Raw genomic sequence first — 25,722 nt, 5'->3', positions numbered from 1 at the left:
TCATTCAGCTTTGCGGGCAGGGCGTTCCCAACTGTGCCTGCAAAGCATCGCGTCGCTCGACGTTTTTGAGCAGCCAGAGCAGTAACGTGCCAATCGCCATGACCGTCGCAGCCAGATACAGACCCGCGTTGTAGCTGCCCAGCGAGGTCGCCAGCCAGCCGGTCACGGCAGGGCCGATGATTTGTGCCGCGCCGTAGGAAAGCGTCATTTTTCCCATCATTTTCGCCGGTCGGGTCGGGTAATAACGCCCCGCCATGGTCAGGACCAGGCTGACCATACCGATGAACGTGCCGCCAAAGAGCAGCGCCCCGAAAATGGCAGCCCCCAGGCCGCCGATCATCACCGGCAAGAGAATGCCGACAATTTGCAGGATGGCGGCCGCGATCAATGCATTCAGGTCGCCAATGCGTCGGGCAATGAAATCCCAGTTGATGCAGGCAGGGGCCGCACCGATGCCGATGGCCAGAAAAACCCAGTTGCCTTGGCCCGTCAGGCCCGGCAGGCGCTCGATGATGGCGACGATAAACGTCGCGCTGACGACATAACCGATGCCGGCACAGAAATAGGCAGCCATGAAGAGGCGCATGAAAAGTGGGCTGGGCGGCTTGTCTTCCATTTTCTGGCCGCTCTGGGTGATACCGCTGGTGTCGGGGGCAGGGAGCCAGGCGAGCGCAGGAATCAGCAGAACGCAGCCGATCAACGTGAAGGCAAACCACTGCTCCCGCCAGTCAAGCCCGTGGCTCATGACGGCGACGGCCGAAGCGCAGCCGGCAATGCCCAGGCCGATGCCGGCAAAGTGGATGCCAAGTTCGCTGCGATGATTGTGCCGAATCAGCCAGTTCAGGATAAGCCCTGTGCCGAGCAACATGCCGGCTGCGCTGCTCAGTCCGGCGACAAAGCGCGAGATGGCCCAGACCGTCAGATCGGTGCTCATGCCCATAGCTGCCGTACTGAGAATGGCCGTTACCAGACCAATCCGGTAAAGCTTGTCCTTGAGCACCAGGTCGCTGATCAGGGACGCAATCAGTGCGCCACTCAAATAGCCGGCGTAGTTGATGGCTGCCAGCCAGCCGGCTTCCGCAACGCCCAGCCCGGCTTGTTGCTGCATCAACGGGAGCAGCGGGGTGTACGAAAAGCGGGCTACGCCGAGTACCAGAATCAGGCTGAAAATGCCTGCCCCAAGCACTTTGATGCGTTCTCTCTGTGAAGTCATTTTTTATCCAGGCTTATTGGTTACTAATACATTAACGAGGATAATTAATCTAAACAAATGAATTATTGTGAATGCTTTGTTCTTTATTGGAGATATCAATGGAGCTCGTCGCCCTGCGAACATTTCAGGCTGTGGTGGAAGAAGGCGGCATTCTTGCCGCTTCGCGCAAGCTCAACACCGTTCAATCGAACGTGACCGGCCGGATTCGCCGGCTGGAAGAGGAGCTTGGGACCGATCTCTTTTTCCGCAAGGGGCGCGGCCTGGAGCTGGCGCCTTCGGGACGTGTCCTGCTTGATTACGCACGTCGGATGTTGCTGCTTGAGCGGCAGACCAGTGCGGCAGTCCGTCAGGTTGGCGAGAGCGTCGGCGAGTTGCGCATCGGTGCCATGGAAACCTTTGCGGCCCTGCATTTGCCGACGGCGCTGAAGGCTGTCAGGGCCGATCATTCGGGCATCGAGTTGCGGGTTTATACCGATACGACGGCTCACTTGATGGACAAAGTCTTGAGTCACAAACTGGATTGCGCCTTTGTCGCGGGGCCGGTCGTGCATCCGGAGCTGGTTTTCGAGCAACTGGTGGTTGAAGAACTGGTTCAGGTTTGCGCGCGCGGAGCCAGCCCGGCGCGCCAGCCATTGATTCTTTTCCGCGAAGGTTGTGCCTACCGGGCGAGGGCAATGGCCTGGCAACGTACGATTGGTCATGCCGTGGCCGATGCCATGGAATTTGGAACACTCGAAGGCATCCTCGGGTGCGTCTCGGTTGGCTTGGGCTGGACGCTGATGCCACGGCGCGTGGTTGAGAAATCCTTGCATGCGGCAGATCTGGTGGTTGAGTCACTTCCTGCCGATATCGCCAACGTACCCACAGGCATGATCGTGCTGCGAGAAGGCTCCCTGATGCCGGCCTTGAAAACCTTGAGTCAGGCGGTTGCTGCAAGCGCTTTGTAATTTGCCCAGAGGGAGCTTGAAACTGCACCGCACTGGAGATGTTCGCCCCGTTTTGGTGCGTCGATCTTCAAGCGAATTTTAAAAACTTCTTAATAAACAGTTGCTTGTCTGTCTGGCATGGGCCTTGCGATAAGGATTGCCAGTACAGCGAATCAACCGCCAACGGGGGCGGCTCGATGGCAACGACGTCATGCGCTGAAATAAATTTTGCACCCCAGGGTGCGCGCAACGTTGGAGCCAAAAATGAGCAAACCCCGTCTCGTCCTGATCGGCAACGGCATGGCCGGTGTCCGCACCGTCGAAGAACTCCTGAAGATCAAGCCGGATCACTACGACATCACCATCTTCGGCGCCGAGCCGCACCCGAACTACAACCGTATTCTCCTTTCGCCGGTCCTGGCGGGCGAAATGACCATCCAGGAAATCGTGCTCAACGAACTGGCGTGGTACAAGGAAAACAACATTACGCTGCACACCGGCAAGCAGATCAAGACGATTGATCGTGTCAGCCGCAAGGTCATTGCTGAAGACGGCACCGAGGAATATTACGACCGCCTGCTGATCGCCACCGGCTCGACCCCCTTTATGCTGCCGATTCCAGGCAACGACCTGCCCGGCGTCATCGGTTATCGCGATATCAAGGATACCGATGAAATGATCGATGCCGCGACCAAGCACAAGCACGCGGTGGTCATCGGCGGCGGCCTGCTCGGCCTCGAAGCGGCCAACGGCCTCAAATTGCGCGGTATGGATGTGACCGTCGTGCACCTCGGCCCGTGGCTGCTCGAACGCCAGCTTGATGAAGTCGCCGGTCGCATGCTGCAGAAATCCCTCGAAGACAAGGGCCTCAAGTTCCTGCTGCAAAAGCAGACCGAGGCGCTGATCCAGGGCGAGAGCGGCCGTGTTGCCGCCATCCGCTTCAAGGACGGCATGCAGATTCCGGCCGACCTCGTCGTCATGGCCGCCGGCATCCGCCCCAACTATTCGCTGGCCGAATCTTCCGGCATCTACTGCAACCGCGGCATTGTCGTGAACGACACGATGCAGACCTACGACCCGAAGGTGTACGCCGTCGGTGAGTGCGTCAGCCACCGTGGCATCGCCTACGGCCTCGTTGCGCCGCTGTTCGAGCAGGCCAAGGTTGCGGCCAATCATCTGGCGGGCTACGGCATCGGCCGCTATACCGGCTCGGTGACTTCGACCAAGCTCAAGGTGACTGGCATCGATCTCTTTTCGGCCGGTGAATACATGGGCGGCGAGGGCACCGAGGAAATCGTGCTGAACGACCCCTACGGCGGCGTATACAAGAAGCTGGTGATCAAGGACAACAAGCTGGTCGGCGGCGTGATGTACGGCGATACGGCCGATGGCCCGTGGTACTTCCAGCTGCTCAAGGACAAGCGCGACATCCACGACATTCGTGATTCGCTGATCTTCGGCCAGTCGCTGGTCGGTGACGTTGGCCACGCCGGCAAGAGCAAGGCAGCCGAAATGGCTGACAGCGCCGAGGTCTGCGGCTGTAACGGCATTACCAAGGGAACGATCGTCAAGGCGATCAAGGAAAAGGGCCTTTTCACGCTGGATGAGGTGAAGAAGCACACCAAGGCGGCATCTTCCTGCGGCTCCTGTGCCGGCCTGGTCGAGCAGATTCTGGCTTCGACCATCGGTGGCGCCTATACCCCGGCCGCTTCCGACAAGAAGCCGGTTTGTGGCTGTACGGATCACTCGCATAAAGTGGTGCGCGATGCCATCCTGAGCCAGCACCTGATTACCAAGGAGGCTGTCTTCGCGGCGCTGGAGTGGAAGACCCCGAACGGTTGCGATAAGTGTCGCCCGGCGGTGAACTACTACCTGATCTCGACCTGGCCGCATGAAGCCAAGGACGATCCGCAGTCGCGCTTCATCAACGAGCGGTCGCACGCCAATATCCAGAAGGACGGCACTTACTCCGTCGTGCCACGCATGTGGGGCGGCCTGACGACGCCAAACGAACTGCGCGCCATCGCCGATGCCGCCGAGAAGTACAACGTGCCGACCGTGAAAGTCACCGGCGGTCAGCGTATCGACCTGCTCGGCGTCAAGAAGGAAGACCTGCCGGCGATGTGGGCCGACCTCAACGCGGCTGGCATGGTTTCCGGCCACGCTTACGGCAAGTCGATCCGCACCGTGAAGACCTGTGTCGGTGCCGAACACTGCCGTTTCGGCACGCAGCTGGCCATGGACATGGGCGTCAAGCTGGAAAAGATGCTGTTCGACATGTACGCCCCGCACAAGGTCAAGCTGGCCGTCTCCGGCTGCCCGCGCAACTGCGCCGAGGCCGGTATCAAGGACGTCGGCATCATCGGTGTCGATTCCGGCTACGAGATCTACATCGCCGGCAACGGCGGCATCAAGACCGAAGTTGCCCAGTTCCTGTGCAAGGTAAATTCGGACGAGGACGTCATGGAGTATTCCGGTGCCTTCCTGCAGCTTTACCGCCTTGAGGGCTGGTATCTGGAGCGCACCTGCCACTACATGGAACGTGTCGGTCTGGACTACATCAAGGGCAAGATTCTTGAGGATGAGGAAGGCCGCAAGGCGCTGTACGCCGGTTTGCTTGATTCACTGAAGGATGCCAAGGATCCGTGGGCAACGTCCCGCGAAGAAGGTCCGGTCAAGCAGTTCATCCCGATCATGGTCGAAGCTTGAGAATTCAGAAAACGAGGACATAAAAATGAGTAACTGGAAACTGATTTGCCCGCTGGAAGATATCCCGCAACTTGGCTCGCGCATCGTCAAGCCATCGACTGGCGGCGACATCGCCATCTTTCGCACCTCGGATGATCAAGTCTTTGCCATGCACGACAAATGCCCGCACAAGGGCGGCCCGTTGTCGCAGGGCATCGTGCACGGCAAGCGGGTGACCTGCCCGCTGCATGGCTGGAATATCGGCCTTGAAGACGGTCACGCCGTTGCGCCGGATGTTGGCTCATGCACCAAATTCGAGGTCAAGGTCGAGGGCGGACAGGTCTTCCTGTCGGTCTGATCGGGTCTCTTTTCTGAACATGCCGGGCGACAGCTTGTTGCCCGGCCCAATCCAACGACAAGCGAATCAAATGTCTTTTTCAGGTCATCGCAAAATCAACCGTTTCCTTGGTGCCGAATTTGGTATCAGCGAACCGGAAGAGGTGCACATCATGCTCATTCCGCATCTCCATCTGTCACACCTTGTGGCGACGGGAGAGTGGGATCACCAGCATGTCGCTTCGGTTGCCGGTGTGTTCAACGTTGCCCTGGCGCTGGCCTACATCAACAAGGATCGTCGCTCGATCAATTTCTATAGCGGCATCCAGGAGTTGTTGCTGGCGCTGGCTAACGGACAAACCTTTGGCGATGTTGAAAAGCGGCGTTTGCAGATGGTTTTTTCCGAAGCGGATAAATACATCTGCGGGCAGCGCAAGACAGACATCCTGACCGCGATCCGTATGGTCGAGTACCAGATTGCGAACGCTCCGCCGGAAACGGTGGTTCGTCTGGATGGCAAGTAAGCGCGTGCTCGCTGGCGCGACTGATAGATCAAAAAACTTCAGGCTGGGATTCATCCAGCCAGATAAAGGAACTCAAAATGGCTTACCTGGTACCTTCTGAATTCGTCACCAAAATGGTGGATGCGGGCGAATCGAAAATCTACATGTCCACCCGCGACTCCCTGATCCGCGCTTACATGGCGGGAGCCATTCTCGCGCTGGCGGCCGTGTTCGCAGTGACCGCTTCGGTGATGACCGGCCAGCCGCTGGTGGGCGCCATCCTTTTCCCGGTCGGTTTCTGCATGCTCTATTTGCTCGGTTTTGACCTGTTGACCGGGGTATTCGTGCTGACGCCGCTGGCCTGGCTGGACAAGCGTCCGGGCGTCACGATCAAGGCCATCCTCAAAAACTGGGGAGTTGTTTTTACCGGTAATTTCCTCGGCGCATTGACCGTGGCTTTCATGATGTCCTTCGTTTTTACCTATGGTTTCTCGGTGGCCCCGAATGAAATCGGCACCAAGATCGGCCATATCGGTGAAGCCCGGACGATTGGCTACGCCAAGTACGGTTTGATGGGCTGGCTGACCATTTTCATGCGCGGCATGCTGTGTAACTGGATGGTTTCCACCGGCGTGGTTGGCGCGATGATTTCGACCACCGTCAGCGGCAAGGTGATCGCCATGTGGATGCCGATCATGCTGTTCTTCGCGATGACTTTCGAGCATTCCGTGGTCAACATGTTCCTCTTCCCATCCGGCCTGATGATGGGCGGCAATTTCTCTATCCTCGACTATTTCATCTGGAACGAAATCCCGGTGGTTCTCGGCAATCTGGTCGGCGGCCTGGCTTTCACCGGCCTGACCCTGTACGCAACGCACATCAAGACCGGCCCGAAGCGCACCTTCAACTAATCGGCCGGATCATCCGGAAAGCCTCAGTCCCGTTCAGGGCTGGGGCTTTTCTTGTATAAAAGTGACCATGAAACTCAAAATATCCGCCGGACAGTATTCCGACAAGGGCCGCAAGGAAAGCAACCAGGATTTCCATGGACTTTGCATTCCGAACGAACCGCAACTCAGTTCCAAGGGCATCGCCATTGCGCTGGCCGATGGGATCAGCAGCAGCCAGGTCAGCCAGGTGGCCGCCCAGTCGGCAGTCACAGGTTTTCTTGAGGATTACTACTGTACTTCCGAGGCCTGGTCGGTCAGGACATCCGGCGAGCGGGTGCTGGTCGCGACCAATTCATGGTTGCATTCGCAGACGCAACAAAGCCAGCACCGCTACGACAAGGATCGTGGCTATGTCTGCACGTTCAGCGGCATGGTCATCAAATCGACGACGGCGCATCTTTTCCATGTCGGCGACACGCGGATCTACCAGTTGCGCAACCGCGAACTCAAGCAGCTGACCGATGATCATCGGGTCTGGATTTCCTCTGCCCAGAGCCATCTGGCGCGCGCTTTGGGCATCGACCGCAAGCTGGAGGTCGACTATCAGTCGGTTCAGATCGAGCAAAACGATCTGTTTCTGCTGGCGACGGATGGCGTTTATGAATTCGTCACGGCAGATTTCATCGTTGCCACGCTGGATGCCTGCGCGGCCGACCTGGACGCTGCCGCCAAGTGCATTGTCGAGGAAGCCTATCGGCAGGGCAGTGGCGACAACCTGACCGTGCAGATTGTCAGAATCGAGGCCTTGCCCAGCCCGGAGGCCAACGAAATCTATCGGCAGATTGCCGAACTCCCCTTTGCGCCACTGCTTGAGCCGCGTGCGCAATTCGACGGTTACCAGATCATTCGCGAAATCAAGGGCAGCAGCCGGAGCCACATCTATCTTGCGGTCGACGGTGAAAGCGGGCAAAAAGTCGTCATCAAGACACCGTCGATCGATCTACAGGGCGACCCGGCCTATCTTGAACGCTTCCTGATGGAAGAGTGGATCGCCCGCCGCATCAACAGCGCCCATGTCCTCAAGCCTTGCCAGCAGACGCGCAAGCGCAATTACATCTATGTCGTGACCGAGTTCATCGAGGGGCAGACGCTGACCCAATGGATGATCGACAACCCCAAGCCGGATCTGGCCAGCGTGCGCGGGATTCTCGAACAGGCGGCCAAAGGGCTGCAGGCGTTTCATCGCCTGGAAATGGTGCATCAGGACATTCGCCCCGACAACATCATGATCGACAGCACCGGCACGGTGAAAATCATCGATTTCGGTGCGACGCGAGTCGCCGGCGTGATGGAGATCGCGACCCCGATCGAGCAGATCAACCTGCTCGGCTCGGCCACCTATGCGGCGCCGGAGTATTTTCTCGGGGAAAACGGGTCGTCGCGCTCCGACATTTTTTCGCTCGGTGTGATCGCCTGCCAGATGCTGTCCGGAAAATTGCCCTACGGCATCGAGCTTGCCAAGTCGCGGACCAAGGCGGCCCAGCGAAAGCTCGTCTATCAATCGGTGCTCAACGATGAGAAGGAAATCCCGCCCTGGGTTGATGATGCGATCCGCAAGGCCGTCGAGCCCGACCCCTTCGAGCGTTACGAAGAGCTATCCGAGTTCATTTTCGACCTGCACCACCCGAATCGCGATTTCCTCAACAAGACCCGCCCGCCGCTGATCGAGCGCAACCCGGTGATTTTCTGGAAGAGCGTTTCTTTTGTCCTGATGCTGGCGCTCATCGTCTTGAGTCTGGTCCGCTTCAAATAAGGCTGTTTTCCGCGGTCGACCGCAGGAAACAGCGGGAAATCAGCAAAGCCGGGTAGCTCTGCGCTCCGGCGGCGGTGTGCCGCATCGGTGATTGGCGCAAGGAGCGTTTTCCTGGTGCGTCAATGTACCGAACGTCTGCACCGCCATGGCATGCCGTGCATGCTTTTGGTGCGCCGGAACCCTGTGCGATTCTTCATTGTTCATATAAATCAGTAGGTTGGTCGGCTGGCACGGCGCTTGCGATATCCAGGCATCACAGCGATTTCCGCCAACGAGGGTGGGCTGGTGGCGACGAAGCCATGCGCTGAAGCAAGCATCCCCCTTCAACGACCGTTCCCGCACCCCAAGGGTGTTTGCGCGGTCAACCCGGAAAACAGACCCAAAATGGACAAAAAATCATTCCTGCAAGCCGGCCACACGCCCACGCTTCTGGCGGCATTCCTCTACTTCGACCTGGCTTTCATGGTCTGGGTCATCCTCGGTCCGCTCGGTATCGGCATCGCCAAGGATCTCGGCCTGACGCACGCCCAGAAGGGCCTGATGGTCGCCACGCCGGTGCTGGCCGGTGCCTTGTTGCGTATCGTCATGGGCATCCTGGTTGATCGTCTGTCGCCGAAAAAAGCGGCCATCATCGGTCAGGTCGTTGTCATCGCAGCCATGGCTTATGCCTGGTTGATTGGTGTGCATTCGTATAACGAAGTACTCATCCTTGGCGTTTTCCTGGGCGTTGCCGGCGCCTCGTTCGCCGCCGCCCTGCCACTGGCTTCACGCTGGTATCCGGCCGAACATCAGGGCACGGCGATGGGCATCGCCGGGGCCGGCAACTCCGGGACGGCGCTGGCGGCTTTGTTCGCCCCCGGCCTGGCTGCCGCCTTCGGCTGGACCAATGTGTTCGGGATCGTGCTCATTCCGCTGATCCTGGTCCTGATCGCCTTCTGCTTCATGGCCAAGGATGCGCCCGACGCGCCGCCGCCGAAGACTTTCGCCGAGTACCTGAAAGTGCTCAAGGACAAGGATGCCTGGTGGTTCATGTTCTTCTACTCGGTGACTTTCGGCGGTTTCGTTGGCCTGGCTTCATCGCTGGTCATCTACTTCAACACCCAGTACGGGCTTGATCCGAAAACCGCCGGGTTCTTTACGGCCGGTTGCGTTTTTGCCGGGTCGCTGGTTCGTCCGATCGGCGGCAATCTGGCTGATCGTATCGGTGGCGTCAAATCGCTGACCGTGATGTATATCTTCGCCGCCATCTTCCTGGCCATCGTCAGCCTCGGCCTGCCGGAAGCGTGGATGGCACTGGTCGCCTTCGTCGGTGCCATGCTGGCTCTCGGGACAGGGAATGGTGCGGTATTCCAGCTGGTGCCCCAGCGTTTCCGCAAGGAAATCGGCGTGATGACCGGCCTGGTCGGCATGGCCGGTGGGGTGGGCGGCTTCTACCTGGCCTCCAGCCTTGGTTATTCCCGCCAGATCACCGGCAGCTACCAGATGGGTTTCATGATTTTTGCCGCCCTGGCTGTGCTTGCATTGGTTGGCCTGACCGGCGTCAAGACCCGCTGGCGCACCACCTGGGGAGCCAGTCATCTGACGGCCGCCAAAATCTGACGTAAAGTCACCCGGCGGCGCAGTGTTTGCGCCGCTTTTTTCATTCGAGTCGATCATGCCCTTACAACTTGCCATTGGCCAAGCCTCCCTGACCGGACCTCGCGAGCGGAATGAGGATTACGCCGGATTCGCCACGCCGGAGGGGCTGGAGCTCGAAAACAAGGGCGTCATCGCGGCGGTTGCCGATGGCATTGGCGGCCATCGCGGCGGACGCGAGGCGGCTGAATATACGGTACGCGGTTTGTTGGCCGATTACTTTGCCACGCCAGATACCTGGGGCGTGCCGCGGTCCATCGAAACGGTGACGACCGCCCTCAATCGCTGGGTCATTGCCGAAGCCGGGCGGGATGCCGAGCTGACCGGTATGGCAACGACCTTGTCGGCGCTGGTCGTGCGCGGCCGTCGTTTTTATACGGCGCATATCGGCGACAGCCGCATCTATCGTTTGCAGGGGGGGCGGCTCGATCGCCTGACCGTCGATCACACCTGGGAACATCCCGAGCTGAATAACGTGCTGTCCCGCGCCATCGGCCTGGATCCACGCGTGCTGATGGATTTTGCCGATGGCGATCTTGCGGTCGACGACCGTTTTTTGCTGGTTTCCGATGGCGTCTGGGGCGTTTTGCCGGATGCGTTGATGCGCGAAGTGCTGCTCGATCATCCCGAGCCGCAAGGTGCTGCCGCCGCCCTGACCAGCCTGGCGTTGGCCCAGGGCGGGCACGACAACGCCACGGCCGTCGTGCTGGATATCCTGACCCTGCCGCCGGCCGGTCTGCGCGATAGTCTCGAAAGTGCAGTCAGCCTGCCTTTGCCGCATCGTCTCAAGCCGGGGCATGAGCTGGATGGCTTTTTGATCGAAGAGGTTTTGCACGATGCGCGGGAAACCCTGCTTTATCGCGTCAAAAATCAGCGTAACGGGCAGTTGCTGGTCCTCAAGACCTTGCAGGCCAGCATGGAAGGCGATACCGCCGCCGCCTCCGCCTTGCTGATGGAGGAGTGGCGCGCCCGTCGCGTCGTTTCACCGTTCTTTCCACAAGTCGTACCGGCCGACCAGCGCAGCTGCCTGTATTACCTGATGACCTGGCATGCCGGTGCCACCTTGCAGGACAGGCTGGATGCCGGACAGCATTTCCCGGTCGGCGAGGTGGTCCGCCTCGGCGTTGCCCTGTTGCGTGCGATTGCCACCTTGCACCGGCTGGATATCGTGCATCGCGACATCAAGACCGACAATATCCATCTCGGGCAGGACGGTGTCTTGCGCGTCCTCGATCTGGGCGTTGCCGTCAGCCTCGGTGAGCGCAAGCCGGACGAGCCTGTCGGCCAGGCCGGCACGCCGTCTTACATGGCGCCGGAGCTGTTTGAAAATGCCGAGCCGGCCGCGGCCAATGATCTTTATGCCGCCGGTGTCGTGCTGTATTACCTGCTGACCCGCAAATATCCGTATGGCGAGATCGAGCCTTTCCAGACCCCGAAATTCGGTGATCCGGCGCGGCCGACGCGCTGGCGTCCTGAAATTCCCGGCTGGCTGGAAAACATCCTGCTCAAAAGTGTCGCCAGGCAGGCCAAGGACCGCTTTGAAACGGCAGAAGAGTTCATCCTGGCGCTTGAGCGCGGCGCCAGTCGGCCGATTGCGCCGCCGGGCAGACAGCCGCTGATCCAGCGCAATCCGCTGGTGTTCTGGAAAGGCGTGGCTGCCTGTTCTCTCGCGGTCAACCTGGTGTTGTGGCTGATTTTGCTGCGCTGAGCGTCATTCCCGGTTGGCGGTGACCAGTTCCTTCAATTTGGCATCTTCCAGCTTGATGTGTTTGATCAGCCAGTCGCGCAGATAAATCAGGACATCGAACTGTGCGGTCAGCGGGTTGTCGTGCAGTTCGCCATAAAACTCGTCGAGCCGGGTTTCAAAATCACGGTGCTGGGCGTGCTGCCTGTCCTGTTCGCCGTAGGCGTGGTGGGCCATCATCCGCTCTTCGGCCCGGAAATGAACCTGGGCGTACTGGTCCAGCGCCTTCAGGATGCGGGCCACATCGCGTGCGCCGCGTTTTGCTGCAACCACGTCGAACAGGTCATTGGTCAAGTCGAACAGGTAGCGATGATGCTCGTCGATGACATCGATTCCGACACTGAGCGCCTCATCCCAGGCGACCCAGCGATCTTCGCGGTAGGCTACGGGCGGAAGATCGAGTGCCTGATTCGGATCGATGATGTCGTCCCGGTAAAGTTCGCGGATGCGGATGATCTCGGGCATGGCCCGGTCAAAAGCCGCAACGGCGGAGGGATCGAAATAACGCCCGGACTCCTGGTGAACGTAAGCGATGGCATCTTCGAATGACCAGGGGCGCTTGTAGGGACGTATCGACGTGAGGGCATCAAAGACATCGGCAATCGCGCAAACGCGCGCCAATACCGGAATTTCCTCACCGCGCAGGCCGTACGGATAACCGGTGCCGTCCCAACGCTCGTGGTGGTAAGCCGCAATGTCGCGGGCGGCAGTAATCAACGCATCGCTGCCTTCGAGCAGGCGCTTGCCGATTTCGGTGTGCGTTTTCATCACTTCGAACTCATCGGGCGTCAGGCGGCCCGGCTTGAGCAGAATGGCGTCGGCAATGCCGATCTTGCCGACATCGTGCATCGGGGCGCAGATGGCGAGCAGTTCGCGCAGTTCGAGCGACAAGCCCATCGCCTTGGCGATGCTGGTTGCGTAGTGGGTCATGCGCATGATGTGCATGCCGGTTTCGTTGTCGCGGTATTCCGATGCCGTTCCCAGGCGGCGAATGGCATCGGTCCGGGCATCTTCGAGTTCGACTTCGCGGACCCGCAGCGTTTCGTTCACCATGCTGCGCGATACCAGCATTGAAACGGCTTGCGCCAGGTCGCTCATGAATTCCAGTTCAACTGCATCGGGGAGCCAGTCTGCTTCAATGAAGATGAGCAGGTAGCCGATCGATTTTCCGTTGTCGCTGAGCGGGAGGGTCAGGCAGGGGGCGTTGTCCTCGACGCCAACCAGCGACAGGGCCGGCCGGTGCGTGGCCGGCGTACCAAGACGGGCATGCGGGTCGAAGGTGCGTGACGGATCGATCTCGTTGCCCTGCTGGCTGGCGCGTCCCCAAGCTGCGGGCAAGCCGAATTGGGCAACCTGGACAAGGCGATGACGCGGATTGAAGAGCAGCAGGGCGCTCTTGGGAATGACGCGAATGCCCGGCAGGGCGTGCAGCAGATCGAACAGTCGTGCCTGCAGACGGTCGAGGTCGGCATCGACACTGCCGATCTTGGTCAACTCGAAAACCAGTCGGCTGACGGCCAGAATTTCCTGATCCTTGTTCATGATTTCAGTTTTTTGCCATGACTAGAACATTGATGAGCAAAATCTCGTCGCTTGGGATTTGCAAAAAAAGACAATTTCCGTTTTTAATTGCCTGATCAGTGAAAAGTGTGAAAAACAACGCCGTGCAGCTTAGAGGGATATTGATCTACGTCGTCTGACTTAGGTCAAAAGGATTTAATTTGTCTGGGCAGGATGGCGATTACGCCGCATTCAGACGGCTTGGCCGCCGGACAAAAATCGATCTGGCCTAATCGGGCGGTGGGCGGGATAATCCGCCCAACTTTCTGGAGAGATAAACCATGACCACAGCCCTGATTCTTTTTGCCCACGGTGCCCGCGATCCGGAATGGGCCAATCCGATGCGGCGGGTTCAGGCTGCGATGCGTTTGCGCGTGACGGATGCGCCCGTCGAACTGGCTTTTCTCGAATTCATGACGCCGACCCTGCCGGAATGTGCCAGTCAGCTGATCGCGCAGGGGGCGAAAAAGATCGTCGTGATTCCGATGTTCATTGCCCGTGGTGGCCATCTGAAGAAGGAAACTCCAGAAATCCTCGATGCGCTGCGGTCGACCTATCCTGACGTCGATTTTTCACTGAGCGGGGTGATCGGCGAAAACGAGATTGTTGTTCAGGCCATGGCTGAAGCCGCACTTGGGGCAGCTGGTTCGGAGTTTGCTTAGAGTCCGGCATGCTTACTGTCCTAGTGATTGATGAATCCCGTTCGCGGGCCGGAGAAATCTGTGCCGGGCTGGCGCTTGCCGGCTATCAGGTCGCAGCCATCCTGGCCGGCGCCGACAATCTGACGGCTGAGGTCGAAAGACTGCAGCCGGATGTGATCCTGATCGACACGGAAAGTCCGAGTCGCGACACCCTTGAACATCTGGCAACGATGAACAAGGACATGCCGCGTCCGGTCGTCATCTTTACCCAGGAAGATGGCCAGGAAACCATCCGTGATGCCGTCAAGGCCGGCGTTTCGGCGTATATCGTCGATGGCCTCGACCCGAAAAGGATCAAGCCGATCGTCGAGGTTGCCCGGGCACGTTTCGAAGATACCCAGGCGTTGCGTCGCGAGCTTGATGAAATATCCAAGAAGTTGACCGACCGCAAGCTGGTCGACAAGGCCAAGGGCGTTTTGATGAAGGCGCGCGGTCTCGATGAGGACGCGGCTTACCATGCGATGCGCAAGCTGGCCATGGAGCGCGGCCAGAGTATGGCCAAAGTGGCGCGCGACGTAATCGACATGGCGCGCGTGCTGCTCTAAAGCTGTGCGGTTGGGCCGCCTTGTTGCACCGCAACAGTGCATTCGTCCGGCGAGTTTTCTGACCGGCGATTCGACAAAAATCCATTTAAAACCATGTAGTTATATTTATCTAGTTCCTTTTAACTAATCCTGGCACGGCCATTGCAATAGTCCTTTTAAACGCACGGTCAATGGCGACCGGGCAAGCGCTGAGCAAAAGCCAGCGCACAGGACAAGGGCGTCCATCTGTACTGCCAAAGCGCAGGACAGATGCGACGCCCGTTTGTTTTTGGATTTTCGTTATCAAGGAGCAAGCAATGGAAGACAAGAAACTGGTTGTTGAAGGTGCCGTGGAAAAGTCATCCTCTTTTTCGCGCCGTGATTTTGTGTCAGCTGCATTGGGAGCGTCGCTCATGTCCATGGTTCCTCCTGGTGTACGCAGCGCGGCCTGGGCTGCAGGTTCGGATGCCCCCGAAAAGAAGGAAGTCCGTATCGGCTTCATCCCGCTGACTGACTGTGCTTCCGTCGTCATGGCGGCGGTCAACAAGTTCGATGAGAAGTACGGCATCAAGATCATCCCGACCAAGGAGGCTTCCTGGGCCTCGGTGCGCGACAAGCTGGTCAATGGTGAGCTCGACTGCGCCCATGTGCTGTACGGCCTGGTCTACGGCGTGCAGCTCGGTATCGGCGGGCCGAAGAAGGACATGGCCAATCTGATGACCCTGAATACCAATGGTCAGGCGATCACGATGTCGAACCAGATGAAGGACAAGGGCGCGGTCGACGGCCCCAGCCTGGCCAAATTGCTTGCCAAGAAGGAGCGTGAATATACCTTCGCGCAGACCTTCCCGACCGGCACGCACGCCATGTGGTTGTACTACTGGCTGGCGGCGAACGGCATCAACCCGCTCAAGGACGTCAAGACGATCACCGTGCCACCGCCGCAGATGGTTGCCAACATGCGCGTCGGCAACATGGATGGCTATTGCGTCGGCGAGCCGTGGAACAACCGCGCGATCATGGACAATATCGGCTTCACGGCGACGACGACGCAGGATATCTGGACTGATCACCCGGAAAAGATTCTCGGGACGACGGCCGAGTGGGTGCAGAAAAATCCGAATACGGCGCGTGCCGTGGTCGCCGCGATTCTCGACGCCAGCAAATGGATCGATGCCTCGCTGCCGAACAAGCAGAAGACGGCCGAAACGATCGCCCAGAAGTCCTACGTCAATACCGATACCGAGGTCATCGTCGCCCGTATGCTCGGTCGTTACCAGAACGGTCTGGGCAAGAGCTGGGACGACAAGAATCACATGAAGTTCTTCAACGACGGGGCGGTGAATTTCCCCTACCTGTCGGATGGCATGTGGTTCATGACGCAGCACAAGCGCTGGGGTTTGCTGAAGAGCCATCCGGATTACCTGGCCGTGGCCAAGCAGGTCAATCGTGTCGATATCTACAAGCAGGGTGCGGCTGCCGCAGGCGTTGCCCTGCCGAAGAGCGACATGCGCAGCAGCAAGCTGGTCGACGGCGTGGTCTGGGATGGCAAGGACCCGGCCAAGTACGCCGATGCTTTCAAGGTGAAGGCTTAACGCGGCTTAAAAGCGGCCATGCCTGCTTGATTCAGGTATGGCCGGCCACAAGGAGAGAACCATGAATGCCACGACGATGAACGGTGATTTCGGCCTTGAAAAAGCGGTCGACCGCAACCCGCAGGCAAGTCTCCCGGCGGGGGAAACCGGCAGCCACTCGGTCGCCGGGCTTGCTGCAGTGCCAGCCAAGGAAAAAATAATGGAAAAAACAGCAACGATGCCGAGCGGCGTAGCGTTCGGTGAAAGAATCAACAACCTCCTGCGGGCCGTATTGCCGCCCAGCCTCGGTATGCTGATCCTGCTCGGTATCTGGTATGTCGCCACCCACAAAGGGGGGAGCATTCCCGGCCCGGTGCAAACCTGGGATGCGGCAGTCGCGTTGTTTACCGACCCGTTCTACCGCAACGGGCCGAACGATCAGGGCATTGGCTGGAACATCCTGTCCTCGCTGCAACGCGTCGGTATCGGCTTCGGCTTTGCCGCGCTGGTCGGCATTCCGCTCGGCTTCATCCTCGGTCGCTCGGCTTTCCTGTCGGCGATGATCAATCCGATCATCAGCCTGCTGCGCCCGGTGTCGCCGCTCGCCTGGCTGCCGATCGGCCTGCTCGTTTTCAAAAAGGCTGATCCGGCTGCCACCTATACCATTTTCATTTGCTCCATCTGGCCGATGATCATGAACACGGCACAAGGCGTGCAGCGCGTGCCGCAGGACTACCTCAACGTCGCCCGCGTGCTGGCGTTGTCGGAGTGGAAGGTCGTTACCAAGATTCTCTTCCCGGCTGTGCTGCCCTACATGCTCACCGGTATCCGCCTGTCCATCGGGACCGCCTGGCTGGTCATCGTTGCGGCTGAAATGCTCACCGGCGGCGTCGGCATCGGCTTCTGGGTGTGGGACGAGTGGAACAACCTGAAGGTCGAGCACATCATCATCGCCATCTTCGTCATCGGTATCGTCGGCCTGATTCTCGAGCAAAGCCTGATCATGCTCGCCAAGAAGCTGACCAAAGAATCCGCCTGATCCGGGAGAACATCATGGAAAAATTCGTACAAGTTCAACGCGTCGGCCAGACCTTCGACACCAAGAAGGGCAAGTTTGTCGCCCTGCGCGACATCGACCTGACCATCAAGCAAGGCGAGTTCATCACCCTGATCGGTCACTCCGGTTGCGGCAAATCAACGCTGCTCAATCTGATCGCCGGGCTGACCAAGCCGAGTACTGGCGTGCTGTTGCTGGAAGACCGTGAAATTGCCGGTCCGGGGCCGGAGCGTGCCGTGGTTTTCCAAAACCACAGCCTGCTGCCCTGGCTGACCTGCTTCGAAAACGTCTATCTCGCCGTCGAGCGGGTGTTTGGCGAAAAGGAAGGCAAGGCCAAGCTCAAGGAACGGACTGCCGCTGCCATCAATCTGGTCGGCCTTGACCATGCCAGCGCCAAGTACCCGAATGAAATCTCCGGTGGCATGAAGCAACGGGTCGGCATCGCCCGTGCCTTGTCGATGCAGCCCAAGGTGTTGCTGATGGATGAGCCGTTCGGCGCCCTCGATGCGCTGACCCGCGCCAAGCTGCAGGACGAGCTGATGAAGATCTGCGAGGCAACCAAGGCGACGACGGTGATGGTGACGCACGACGTCGACGAGGCCGTGCTGCTCTCTGACCGCATCGTGATGATGACCAACGGCCCGGCCGCGACGATCGGCGAGATTCTCACGGTCGACCTGCCCAGACCGAGAAATCGCCTGACGCTGGCGCACGACCCGGATTACATCCGGTATCGTGCTGCGGTTCTTGAGTTCCTCTACGAAAAGCAGGCGCACGTCGAAAAGCTGGTCGCCTGAGTCGTTGGTACGGCGTCTTCTACGCCTGCACCGTACTTGCCCGCCGGATCAAACCGGCGGGTTTTTCATGCCGCATGCGCCGCTGCCGTACAGACCAGGTTGCGTCCGCTTTGCTTGGCAGAGTAGAGCGCTGCATCGGCCCGGTCTATGGTCTGGTCAAGCGACTCAGCGCCATCGAACTGGCTGACGCCAATGCTGACGGTAATCCGGATGTCGGGATCGGTCGGGTCGGGAATGCATTCGGCCACCGAGGCCCTCAATTTCTCAGCCAAATGTTCGGCTTCGGTCTGGTCGCAGGCTTGAAGAATGATCAGGAACTCTTCACCTCCCCAGCGCACCGCCACATCGGATTCGCGGATGCTCCCCCGTATTTGCCGGGCGATACCGCTTAAAACCTGATCGCCCACCCGATGGCCATGGCGATCGTTGATCTCCTTGAAGTGATCGACGTCGGCCAGCAAGATGCTGATCGGTTTCGGGGTGCGGCGGTAGGCGGCGAGCAGGCGGTCAAGAATGATCGAGCAGGCATGGCGGTTGAGCAGCCCGGTCAACTTGTCTTTCGAGGCCATTTCCTCGATTCTGAACTGGTAGCGTCCGAGTGCGATGTGAGTCAGGAAGATGACCAGCAAGGTCACCACCAGACTGATTGCCAGATTGGCATAGAGCGTCTGGCGAATGCCGGCAAGGGCGGCATCTTCATTTTGCTCGACGAAAAGATACCAGTTCAATTCGCTCAGGTAATTGACGTTGAGTACGTGATTGTCACCGTTGGCGACAAACTGGTACGAGCCGGCCTTTTCGCGCAGGATGGTGTCGAGTTGTGCACCAATACCCTGGGCTTTGTGCAAATCAGCTTCCCGGCCTGGCTGATTGCCGAAGAGGACGATGTGACCACTTGCATCGACAAAGTAGATTGTCCGGTTGAAGCGCTGCTGGTAACTGGCAATCAGGTGGCGGACGGCATCGACCGTCAGTCCGATACCGGTGGCGCCGATATAATTTCCGTCAAAATCGAATACCCGGTAATTGATGAAAATGGTCAGCGCATCCTTGTTCGCCAGATCGGGATCAACATTGATTTCATAATCCTGTTTCATGTCGCGGACGCGGTGATACCAGGCATCGCGCGGTTCGCTGGCTGACACGTGTTTGAGTATGCCTTCACCGGTATAGTAGTGGCCGGTTTTCTCTGAAACGAAGAAGCTGCTGAATGCAGCGTGGCGTTTTTTGACCTCGCCGAGATACTGGGCCATCGCACCGACATCCCGCTCACCTTTCAGCACCCAGTCGCGCAGGAACGTATCATGCGCCATGGTGGACGAGATCAAAACCGGGCGGACGAGGTCTTTCTGGATTTCGGAATAGATATTGCTCGACGTGAGTGGCAAATCCTGTCCGATGATGGCTGAGCGGATCGCATCCTTGGATACGAAATAACCAAACAGTGTGGTGGCAAAAAACCCCGCACTGAGCAACAGGCTCAGTAGTAGAAGCAATCTGCGGTGATTGAATATTCTGGTCGTCATCTTCATTTCGCTGATTATGTGGCAAAGCCGGGCGAGAATCCATGACAGTGCGTCGTGCGTATTTTGATATGCGTCCTTGTGGGATTGATGAAAGTGGCGCTAATGTTTGAACCTCTTGTACAGGGAACGTATTGATGTTCGCCAATCCCGGCAAACTGTCGAAAAAAATTGTCGGAATGCTGATTGCCTTTTTCATGGTGGCAATGACGGCAATCGGTCTGACTTTACTGATTTCCTGGCAGCTCGAAGGTGTCGCTGCCGCGATCAATGACGCCGGCAGCCTGCGCATGCGGACTTATCGCATTGGCCATCTGATGGCGCGCGGGGTCGAGCAAAAAATGACGACCCAGGACTTGTCGACCATTCTGAGCGGGGAACTGGATCTGTTCGACAAGGTGCTGCGCGATCTGCAACTGGGCGACCCTGTCCGTCCCCTTTCTCCGCCGCGCAACGCACAGGTCCAGGATCAGTTGAGCATCGTGTCCCAGGCCTGGGGGGCGAAAGTCCGCCCTCTGGTATTGAATTATTTGTCAGCCGATCTCAAACAGCGCGATGCTGCCCTTGATCGCTTTGATGATGAAATTGAAGGCTTTGTCAGCAGTATCAACGAGTTGGTCCTGTCGATGGAGTGGAGTTACGCCCACGATACCAACCTTTTGCGGACGGTTCAGGCGGCACTGGTTTTCCTGGCGATTATCGGTACAGGCATTCTGATCCGCTTTTTCATCCGTCTGGTCATTACGCCGATTGGCATTTTGTTGGCGGGCATGCGCCGAATGACCAGCAACGATCTCTCGGTTCGTTTGCCGGCCAACTCGAATGATGAATTGGGAAGTCTGGCGCAAGGCTTCAACCAGATGGCCGAACATCTGCAAAACGCCTACGGTACGCTGGAAGAGCGGGTCGAGGCAGAAACCAGAAGTCTGGCCCAGCGCAATCGCGAGCTGAGAATTCTTTACGAAGAAACCGCATTCCTGACTCAGCCGGCCAATCTGGAAAATATCTGCCAGGGGTTTCTCGACCGGATCAAAACCGCATTGGGCGCCGATGGCGGCGCGGTGCGGCTCTATGCCGCAGATAAAGAAACCCTTTACCTGATGGCACACGAGGGCTTGTCAGACCAGTTCGTCGCCATTGAGGCTGAGCTGAATTGTGGCGAATGCCTTTGTGGCGAGGTCATCCAGACCGGGATTACAGCGACTTTCCAGACGGCAAATCCGCCACCGGGCATGAAGCTGCGGAGTTGCATCCGTGAGGGTTTTGCAACGGCAACCGCATTTACCATCCTCTACAACAAGCAGCGTCTGGGGGTGTACAACCTGTATTTCCGTCGCCCGCAGGCACTTTCGGACCGCGATATCTATTTGCTGGAAACCCTGGGGCAACATCTGGGGGTTGCGATCGAAAACCAGCGCCTGATGTCCCGCGAGCGTGAACTGGCTGTCTCCGAAGAGCGTAATCTGCTGGCCCAGGAGTTGCACGACTCGATTGCCCAGGGCCTGGCATTCCTCAATATCCAGGTTCAATTGCTCCAGGACTCCCTGCGCAAGGGCCGTCTGGATGAAGCAATGCAAACAGCCGGGCAACTCCGTGAGGGGGTGCAGGAAAGCTATGACGATGTGCGCGAGCTGCTGGTCCACTTCCGGACGCGTGTGCACCAGTCGGACCTTGATTCTGCGATTCAGGCGGCCCTGGAAAAATTTGAAGGACAAACCGGTATCAAGACAGCCTTCGAGCGTATTGGTAGCGGCTCGCCGTTTGGTTCGACAGATGAAGTCCAGATCATGCATATCGTTCAGGAGTCACTCTCGAATATCCGCAAGCATGCCCGTGCGTCAAATGTTAATGTCATGTTGCATCGAGACCAGGGGCACCTGACGGTCGAGGTCAAGGATGATGGTGTTGGATTTGATACGGTCAACGAGCCGAATGTGCTGTCTGATCGTCATGTCGGCTTGAAAATCATGCGCGAACGCGCTTACCGGGTTGGCGGCGAGTGTCGCGTTGACTCCGAAATCGGGAGAGGCACCCGTGTTACGCTGAATTTGCCTCGGGAAACTATGGGAGCGACCTGAAAATGAACGAAAAAATACATGTACTACTGGTCGACGACCACACGCTGTTTCGCAGCGGCATCAAGTCCCTGCTGCAACGCAATGAGGATTTTGTTGTTGTCGATGAAGCCGGGGACGGCCTCGAAGGCATCAAGCGGGCTCGCTCGCTGAAGCCGGATGTGGTCCTGCTCGATTTGCACATGCCGGGAGTTTCCGGACTCGAAGCCGTCAAGGTGATTACCGAGGAGAATCCCGAAGTCAGGGTGCTCATGCTGACAGTATCGGAAGATGCGCAGGACCTGATGGAGGCGTTGCGCGCCGGAGCGAGCGGCTATCTGCTGAAAAACATTGAAACCGATACGCTGGTCGATGCCATTCGCCGGGCGGCGCAAGGCGATTCCATCGTTTCGCCACAAATGACCGCGAAGCTGATCCAGGGCGTACGCAGCCAGCCAAAGCAGGCACCGGCCTTGCCCGAGCGGGACAAGTTTTCACCGCGTGAGCGCGATATCCTGATTTGTCTGGCGCAAGGCGACAGCAACAAGGAAATTGCCCGCACGCTCGATCTGGCTGAGAGCACGGTCAAGATTCATGTACAGAATATTTTCAAGAAGCTGAACATGACCAGCCGCGTTCAGGTTGCGCTGTATGCGGTCGAACACGGTTACGGACAGAACCGCAATTCTTAACGCAACGTGACGTGCTGGCTGGTCGTCCCGGCTGCACTTCTCTGACCGGCAAAAAGGCAAGCGTCGATGGCAATGCAATGTTGCGGTCGACGCTTGTTTTTGTTTGATTCTGCAGGTTTCAGTGCAGGGGGATGGGGTGCGTCCGCTGCAGGTGCTGGTAGGTCTGGGCCAGATCCTTGACGTGCTCGAAATGTCCCTCCTGAAGCGCATGCTGCATGTTTTCGATGATCATCGCATGCAGTTGATAGACGCCTTCCGGAGAGCACAGGAGAAGCTCTCCCATCTCGGCAGCGATCGTCATCGGGATGTGCTGGTGTTCGGCAATGGCTTCGATTTCGCCGCGATCAAGGTCGCAATAATCAAGAACATCTTGCATGGAAAGCATGGTCTCCTCCTGTGTTCAAACAAGAAATCCAGATTGATAGACTGCTGCTTCATCAGTTTTGTTCTATCCGCCCCGATGTTTTTTTCAGGGCAGCGGATGTTTTATTTATAGCCTGATTTGCGGCTTAATCAAGCGACGGTCGACGACCTAAATCTGCAGTTTTCCTTCAGGGAAAGCATTGCTCAACTGCAAGCGGGTAATGGTCGGCAGCAAGTCCAGTTTCAGATCTTTCTTGAACTGCGCTGCCTGTGCCCGCATGTCGTCCAGCGAGACCTCGACGCGCTTGCCCGACGTGGCAAACGCAATGGTGTTGCCGCTGTCGCAGGAGGGGAAAATCACGGCGCGGCCATCGAATGCCTGGCGGATCCGCGCCACGCTGGCTTCAAAACCTTTGTTTCGACCGAGTAGATTGACGCACAGCAATCCATCGTCGCTCAATCGGCTGCGGCATGCCTGGTAGAACGGTTCGGTGTCGAGGACTCCCGCGCGTGCGTCAGGGTCAAAACCGTCGACCAGGATGTAATCGAACTGACGGTTGCCACTCAGCATGTAGTCAGCGCCGCAGCCGATCACCACTTCAAGGCGCAGCGGATCGTCCGGCAGCTTGAAATAATGGCTGGCGATCATCTCGACCTGCGGATTGATCTCGACGACGGTGATACGACAATCGGGCAGGTGGCGATAAATGAACTTGGCCAACGAGCCGGCTCCCAGGCCGATCAGCAAGGCACTGCGTGGCCACTGACCGTTTGGACGGAGTAGCAGACCTGCCATCATTTCCCGTGTGTAAGCCAATTCCAGCGACCATGGCCGGGCGACGCGCATTGCCCCTTGCACCCATTCGGAGCCGAAGTGCAAGTAGCGAACGCCGGATTCTTCGCTGATATCGACCGAGTGAGCCGGTGCCGAACTACGTTTTTTCATCGAGATGACCTAATTGTGCGAGTTTGCGATTTCAAGCGCCGGATTTTAGCGTGAGCGGCAACCGATCGACCCGGAAAACACCGGATGTGTCAGATTGCCTTGTCCTGTAGGTGCTCAAGCCCAGGGCGGCCACGCTGTGGCGGCGCAGCCCTGCTCAGTGCTCGCTAAAGGTGAGCGGTAGCCAGATGCGGAAACAGCTGCCTTTGCCGGGTTCGCTGCGCACATCCATGCGTCCGCCGTGTTTTTTGACAATGATGTCATACGAAATCGACAGGCCGAGCCCGGTGCCTTTGCCGACGGGTTTGGTGGTGAAAAATGGTTCGAAAATACGACGCCGGACTTCTTCGCTCATGCCGATGCCGTTGTCTTCGATTTCAAACCAGACGTGGCTGTTTTCACTGCCGGATCGAACATGAATCTGCCCATGCTGGGGAATGGATTGCGCCGCATTGACCAGCAGGTTCATGAATACCTGGTTTATTTGGGCCGGAACGCAGTCGACCGCAGGAATCGTCCCCAGTTCGCGAATGACGTCAGCCTTGTACTTCAACTCGTTCCAGACCACATTCAGCGTGCTTTCCATGGCGGCATTCAGGTCGGCTTGCTGGTGTTCTGCCTGGTCAATTCGGGAGAAGTCCTTGAGATTCTGAACAATCTTGGTGACGCGAACCAGCCCTTCCTGGGACTCGGCGAGGAGCGATGGCAGATCGTCCTTGAGAAAATCGAGGTCGGCTTGCTGGCGGGCCATCTCGATTTTGGCCGGATCGCCTGTTTCGTAGGACTCAATGACTGAAAACAGGCTGGTGCTGTAGTTCTTGAGTGTGCACAAGTTGGAATTGACGAAACCGACTGGATTGTTGATTTCATGCGCAACGCCGGCCGCCAGTTGGCCGATGGCCGCCATTTTTTCGGATTGCAGCAATTGTTGCTGGGCTTCTTCGACCTTGGTGAGCAATTGTTCCAGTTCGCGCCTGTCCTTTTCCAGTGCGGTGTTGGCGCTGGCGAGTTCGAGCGTACGTGTGGCAACCAGTTCTTCCAGATGATTCTGATATTCCCGGAGATCATCTTCGGCTCGGCGTCGGTCGGTGACATCCTGCAGCGTTTCAATGGCCCCAACCAGCTTGCCGTTGGCATCGCGCAGCGGGGCGGCAGTAAAGAACAGCCAGCGCCCGCCATGTTTGAGATCGGGGAAATACGCCTCGCCTTCGAAAGCGCCGTCGATCGTCCTGCAGCGTTTGTATTTGTCGTGGTAATAGGTTTCGAACTGGTCGTTGATGCTGCCGTCGACGATTAGATCGGCCATCACCGGCCGGGCGCTTGGATAGAACGCACACCATTGCTGGTTGCTGCCGATCATTTCAGTTGCCGTCATGCCGCTGATTGCGGCGCATGCCCGGTTCCAGTGCGTGATTTTGTGGCTGGCATCGATGACGAATGTCGGAACCGGGTCGCCATCGATAATCTGGCTCAGAAACAGCTCCATGTGCCGGGCAGCTGCTTCGCTGCGCTTGTGCTCCGATTCGAGCAATTTCTGCTGGGTAGCCTTGACGGTCTGGATGGCGACTTTCAGCGATTGCTGCTCTTCCAGCAAGGCGGCATTGGTTTTCGACAAATCCTGCGTTCGTGCTGCAACCTGCTGTTCAAGGCTCTGGTTGAGCGTCAGCAGGCTGTCGTTGCGTGCGGCGATCAGGCGATACAGCGAGTTCATTGCATCAAGCAGGCTGGATGTGGTCGGGTCAGCCGCGCGTTTTTGTTCCTGAAGGTAAACCGTCTCGGCCGAGCCTCCCTGGCGGATACTCTGGACCTGTCGCGCCATCGATTGGTCGATGCCCAGGATGTGGTGTGCCAGCCAGCTGGTCAGGAAACGCAGCAAATCCTCGGTGTCGGTGCCGGGGATTTCCCGCATCTTGGTGACTTGACGGGCAAACTCGATGTGAATCTGAGTGTGCTCGGCGATGAAACGCGGGTCGCAACCGACCTCCATCATCAGTTCTTCTTCGTGACGGAAGTGCACAACTGCGTATTTGACGAGTTGGGACAGGATGCTTTCAATTTCTGTGGCCGGCGTTGCGCGCGACACTTTTTCGACCACCAGATTGATGATGCGGACCAGTTCCTGGTGCTCGGTATCAACAATCGACTCACCGGTCATGTAACGCTGATCCCAGATGAACGCATCCATG

At 58.1% G+C, this 25,722-nt stretch carries 22 protein-coding genes; 15 read left to right on the top strand and 7 right to left on the bottom strand.

Annotation, left to right across the window (positions count from 1 at the left end; all coding sequences use genetic code 11):
* Positions 1–4 precede the first annotated feature (4 nt).
* Positions 5–1,213, bottom strand: coding sequence for a YbfB/YjiJ family MFS transporter (locus tag GBK02_RS14070; RefSeq protein ID WP_203467252.1), 1,209 nt, complete (start codon positions 1,211–1,213; stop codon positions 5–7).
* Between the two features lie 98 nt (positions 1,214–1,311).
* Between GBK02_RS14070 and GBK02_RS14065 the strand changes: the two genes are divergently transcribed.
* The 8 genes from GBK02_RS14065 to GBK02_RS14030 all read left to right on the top strand — a co-directional run bounded on the left by GBK02_RS14065 (position 1,312) and on the right by GBK02_RS14030 (position 11,712).
* Positions 1,312–2,160 (top strand): LysR substrate-binding domain-containing protein, encoded by an 849-nt coding sequence (locus tag GBK02_RS14065; protein ID WP_203467251.1) that lies wholly within the window; start codon positions 1,312–1,314, stop codon positions 2,158–2,160.
* A 243-nt stretch (positions 2,161–2,403) separates the two neighbouring features.
* Positions 2,404–4,848 (top strand): nitrite reductase large subunit NirB, encoded by a 2,445-nt coding sequence (gene nirB / locus GBK02_RS14060; protein WP_203467250.1) that lies wholly within the window; start codon positions 2,404–2,406, stop codon positions 4,846–4,848.
* A gap of 25 nt (positions 4,849–4,873) precedes the next feature.
* Entirely contained in the window at positions 4,874–5,185 is a 312-nt protein-coding gene (nirD, locus tag GBK02_RS14055; RefSeq protein WP_203467249.1) for a nitrite reductase small subunit NirD, read from the top strand.
* A 70-nt stretch (positions 5,186–5,255) separates the two neighbouring features.
* Positions 5,256–5,687 (top strand): hypothetical protein, encoded by a 432-nt coding sequence (locus tag GBK02_RS14050; RefSeq protein WP_203467248.1) that lies wholly within the window; start codon positions 5,256–5,258, stop codon positions 5,685–5,687.
* A 77-nt stretch (positions 5,688–5,764) separates the two neighbouring features.
* Positions 5,765–6,577 carry a formate/nitrite transporter family protein gene (locus GBK02_RS14045; protein WP_203467247.1) on the top strand — a complete coding sequence of 271 codons (813 nt, stop codon included), beginning with the start codon at positions 5,765–5,767 and terminating at the stop codon, positions 6,575–6,577.
* Positions 6,578–6,644: 67 nt separating this feature from the next.
* The gene (locus GBK02_RS14040; RefSeq protein WP_203467246.1) at positions 6,645–8,369 is read left to right on the top strand and encodes a bifunctional protein-serine/threonine kinase/phosphatase; all 1,725 of its coding nucleotides are present in this window, start codon (positions 6,645–6,647) and stop codon (positions 8,367–8,369) included.
* Between the two features lie 384 nt (positions 8,370–8,753).
* Positions 8,754–9,968 carry a NarK/NasA family nitrate transporter gene (locus tag GBK02_RS14035; protein ID WP_203467245.1) on the top strand — a complete coding sequence of 405 codons (1,215 nt, stop codon included), beginning with the start codon at positions 8,754–8,756 and terminating at the stop codon, positions 9,966–9,968.
* 55 nt (positions 9,969–10,023) lie between these two features.
* Positions 10,024–11,712, top strand: a complete 1,689-nt coding sequence (locus GBK02_RS14030) for a bifunctional protein-serine/threonine kinase/phosphatase (protein ID WP_203467244.1) — start codon at positions 10,024–10,026, stop codon at positions 11,710–11,712.
* Positions 11,713–11,715: 3 nt separating this feature from the next.
* Here the strand turns inward: GBK02_RS14030 and GBK02_RS14025 are convergent, their stop codons facing one another.
* On the bottom strand, positions 11,716–13,290 hold the full coding sequence (locus GBK02_RS14025; protein WP_203467243.1) for a bacteriohemerythrin: 1,575 nt from the start codon (positions 13,288–13,290) through the stop codon (positions 11,716–11,718).
* 299 nt (positions 13,291–13,589) lie between these two features.
* Between GBK02_RS14025 and GBK02_RS14020 the strand changes: the two genes are divergently transcribed.
* Together GBK02_RS14020 and GBK02_RS14015 are read left to right on the top strand one after the other, a co-directional pair.
* On the top strand, positions 13,590–13,970 hold the full coding sequence (locus GBK02_RS14020; RefSeq protein ID WP_203467242.1) for a sirohydrochlorin chelatase: 381 nt from the start codon (positions 13,590–13,592) through the stop codon (positions 13,968–13,970).
* Between the two features lie 8 nt (positions 13,971–13,978).
* Positions 13,979–14,554, top strand: coding sequence for an ANTAR domain-containing response regulator (locus GBK02_RS14015; RefSeq protein ID WP_203467241.1), 576 nt, complete (start codon positions 13,979–13,981; stop codon positions 14,552–14,554).
* A 109-nt stretch (positions 14,555–14,663) separates the two neighbouring features.
* Here GBK02_RS14015 and GBK02_RS14010 read toward each other — a convergent pair whose 3' ends face one another.
* Positions 14,664–14,954, bottom strand: coding sequence for a hypothetical protein (locus tag GBK02_RS14010; protein WP_203469455.1), 291 nt, complete (start codon positions 14,952–14,954; stop codon positions 14,664–14,666).
* Between GBK02_RS14010 and GBK02_RS14005 the strand changes: the two genes are divergently transcribed.
* From GBK02_RS14005 to GBK02_RS13995, 3 genes are all read left to right on the top strand, one after another.
* Positions 14,947–16,128: a CmpA/NrtA family ABC transporter substrate-binding protein gene (locus GBK02_RS14005; RefSeq protein WP_239003040.1), complete on the top strand. Its 1,182-nt coding sequence runs from the start codon at positions 14,947–14,949 to the stop codon at positions 16,126–16,128. The two genes, GBK02_RS14010 and GBK02_RS14005, sit on opposite strands and share 8 nt — an antisense overlap.
* Positions 16,129–16,189: 61 nt before the next feature.
* Positions 16,190–17,146 carry a nitrate ABC transporter permease gene (gene ntrB, locus GBK02_RS14000; protein ID WP_239003039.1) on the top strand — a complete coding sequence of 319 codons (957 nt, stop codon included), beginning with the start codon at positions 16,190–16,192 and terminating at the stop codon, positions 17,144–17,146.
* 14 nt (positions 17,147–17,160) lie between these two features.
* On the top strand, positions 17,161–17,961 hold the full coding sequence (locus tag GBK02_RS13995) for an ABC transporter ATP-binding protein (protein WP_203467239.1): 801 nt from the start codon (positions 17,161–17,163) through the stop codon (positions 17,959–17,961).
* Between the two features lie 65 nt (positions 17,962–18,026).
* Here GBK02_RS13995 and GBK02_RS13990 read toward each other — a convergent pair whose 3' ends face one another.
* Positions 18,027–19,487: a sensor domain-containing diguanylate cyclase gene (locus GBK02_RS13990; RefSeq protein ID WP_203467238.1), complete on the bottom strand. Its 1,461-nt coding sequence runs from the start codon at positions 19,485–19,487 to the stop codon at positions 18,027–18,029.
* Positions 19,488–19,621: 134 nt separating this feature from the next.
* Between GBK02_RS13990 and GBK02_RS13985 the strand changes: the two genes are divergently transcribed.
* Both GBK02_RS13985 and GBK02_RS13980 read left to right on the top strand, forming a co-directional pair.
* A complete protein-coding gene (locus GBK02_RS13985) occupies positions 19,622–21,562 on the top strand; it encodes a type IV pili methyl-accepting chemotaxis transducer N-terminal domain-containing protein (protein ID WP_203467237.1) in 1,941 nt (646 codons plus the stop codon).
* 2 nt (positions 21,563–21,564) lie between these two features.
* On the top strand, positions 21,565–22,230 hold the full coding sequence (locus GBK02_RS13980; protein WP_203467236.1) for a response regulator transcription factor: 666 nt from the start codon (positions 21,565–21,567) through the stop codon (positions 22,228–22,230).
* A 118-nt stretch (positions 22,231–22,348) separates the two neighbouring features.
* Here GBK02_RS13980 and GBK02_RS13975 read toward each other — a convergent pair whose 3' ends face one another.
* From GBK02_RS13975 to GBK02_RS13965, 3 genes are all read right to left on the bottom strand, one after another.
* Complete coding sequence (locus GBK02_RS13975) at positions 22,349–22,615, bottom strand: hypothetical protein (RefSeq protein ID WP_203467235.1); 267 nt, start codon at positions 22,613–22,615, stop codon at positions 22,349–22,351.
* 147 nt (positions 22,616–22,762) lie between these two features.
* Positions 22,763–23,539: a fused MFS/spermidine synthase gene (locus tag GBK02_RS13970; RefSeq protein ID WP_203467234.1), complete on the bottom strand. Its 777-nt coding sequence runs from the start codon at positions 23,537–23,539 to the stop codon at positions 22,763–22,765.
* Positions 23,540–23,693: 154 nt separating this feature from the next.
* Positions 23,694–25,721, bottom strand: coding sequence for a bacteriohemerythrin (locus GBK02_RS13965; RefSeq protein ID WP_203467233.1), 2,028 nt, complete (start codon positions 25,719–25,721; stop codon positions 23,694–23,696).
* Position 25,722 lies beyond the last annotated feature (1 nt).

It is taken from the genome of Dechloromonas sp. TW-R-39-2 (assembly GCF_016864195.1).
Taxonomy (GTDB): Bacteria; Pseudomonadota; Gammaproteobacteria; order Burkholderiales; family Rhodocyclaceae; genus Azonexus.
This window is presented reverse-complemented; position numbering and strand designations above follow the sequence as displayed.

What these genes read in the sequence shown, in the direction of transcription:
- GBK02_RS14070 (WP_203467252.1), bottom strand. Translation starts at nt 1,213, where the DNA reads ATGACTTCACAGAGAGAACGCATCAAAGTGCTTGGGGCAGGCATTTTC.
- GBK02_RS14065 (WP_203467251.1), top strand. Translation starts at nt 1,312, where the DNA reads ATGGAGCTCGTCGCCCTGCGAACATTTCAGGCTGTGGTGGAAGAAGGC.
- nirB (WP_203467250.1), top strand. Translation starts at nt 2,404, where the DNA reads ATGAGCAAACCCCGTCTCGTCCTGATCGGCAACGGCATGGCCGGTGTC.
- nirD (WP_203467249.1), top strand. Translation starts at nt 4,874, where the DNA reads ATGAGTAACTGGAAACTGATTTGCCCGCTGGAAGATATCCCGCAACTT.
- GBK02_RS14050 (WP_203467248.1), top strand. Translation starts at nt 5,256, where the DNA reads ATGTCTTTTTCAGGTCATCGCAAAATCAACCGTTTCCTTGGTGCCGAA.
- GBK02_RS14045 (WP_203467247.1), top strand. Translation starts at nt 5,765, where the DNA reads ATGGCTTACCTGGTACCTTCTGAATTCGTCACCAAAATGGTGGATGCG.
- GBK02_RS14040 (WP_203467246.1), top strand. Translation starts at nt 6,645, where the DNA reads ATGAAACTCAAAATATCCGCCGGACAGTATTCCGACAAGGGCCGCAAG.
- GBK02_RS14035 (WP_203467245.1), top strand. Translation starts at nt 8,754, where the DNA reads ATGGACAAAAAATCATTCCTGCAAGCCGGCCACACGCCCACGCTTCTG.
- GBK02_RS14030 (WP_203467244.1), top strand. Translation starts at nt 10,024, where the DNA reads ATGCCCTTACAACTTGCCATTGGCCAAGCCTCCCTGACCGGACCTCGC.
- GBK02_RS14025 (WP_203467243.1), bottom strand. Translation starts at nt 13,290, where the DNA reads ATGAACAAGGATCAGGAAATTCTGGCCGTCAGCCGACTGGTTTTCGAG.
- GBK02_RS14020 (WP_203467242.1), top strand. Translation starts at nt 13,590, where the DNA reads ATGACCACAGCCCTGATTCTTTTTGCCCACGGTGCCCGCGATCCGGAA.
- GBK02_RS14015 (WP_203467241.1), top strand. Translation starts at nt 13,979, where the DNA reads ATGCTTACTGTCCTAGTGATTGATGAATCCCGTTCGCGGGCCGGAGAA.
- GBK02_RS14005 (WP_239003040.1), top strand. Translation starts at nt 14,947, where the DNA reads ATGTCCATGGTTCCTCCTGGTGTACGCAGCGCGGCCTGGGCTGCAGGT.
- GBK02_RS14010 (WP_203469455.1), bottom strand. Translation starts at nt 14,954, where the DNA reads ATGGACATGAGCGACGCTCCCAATGCAGCTGACACAAAATCACGGCGC.
- ntrB (WP_239003039.1), top strand. Translation starts at nt 16,190, where the DNA reads ATGAATGCCACGACGATGAACGGTGATTTCGGCCTTGAAAAAGCGGTC.
- GBK02_RS13995 (WP_203467239.1), top strand. Translation starts at nt 17,161, where the DNA reads ATGGAAAAATTCGTACAAGTTCAACGCGTCGGCCAGACCTTCGACACC.
- GBK02_RS13990 (WP_203467238.1), bottom strand. Translation starts at nt 19,487, where the DNA reads ATGACGACCAGAATATTCAATCACCGCAGATTGCTTCTACTACTGAGC.
- GBK02_RS13985 (WP_203467237.1), top strand. Translation starts at nt 19,622, where the DNA reads ATGTTCGCCAATCCCGGCAAACTGTCGAAAAAAATTGTCGGAATGCTG.
- GBK02_RS13980 (WP_203467236.1), top strand. Translation starts at nt 21,565, where the DNA reads ATGAACGAAAAAATACATGTACTACTGGTCGACGACCACACGCTGTTT.
- GBK02_RS13975 (WP_203467235.1), bottom strand. Translation starts at nt 22,615, where the DNA reads ATGCTTTCCATGCAAGATGTTCTTGATTATTGCGACCTTGATCGCGGC.
- GBK02_RS13970 (WP_203467234.1), bottom strand. Translation starts at nt 23,539, where the DNA reads ATGAAAAAACGTAGTTCGGCACCGGCTCACTCGGTCGATATCAGCGAA.
- GBK02_RS13965 (WP_203467233.1), bottom strand. Translation starts at nt 25,721, where the DNA reads ATGGATGCGTTCATCTGGGATCAGCGTTACATGACCGGTGAGTCGATT.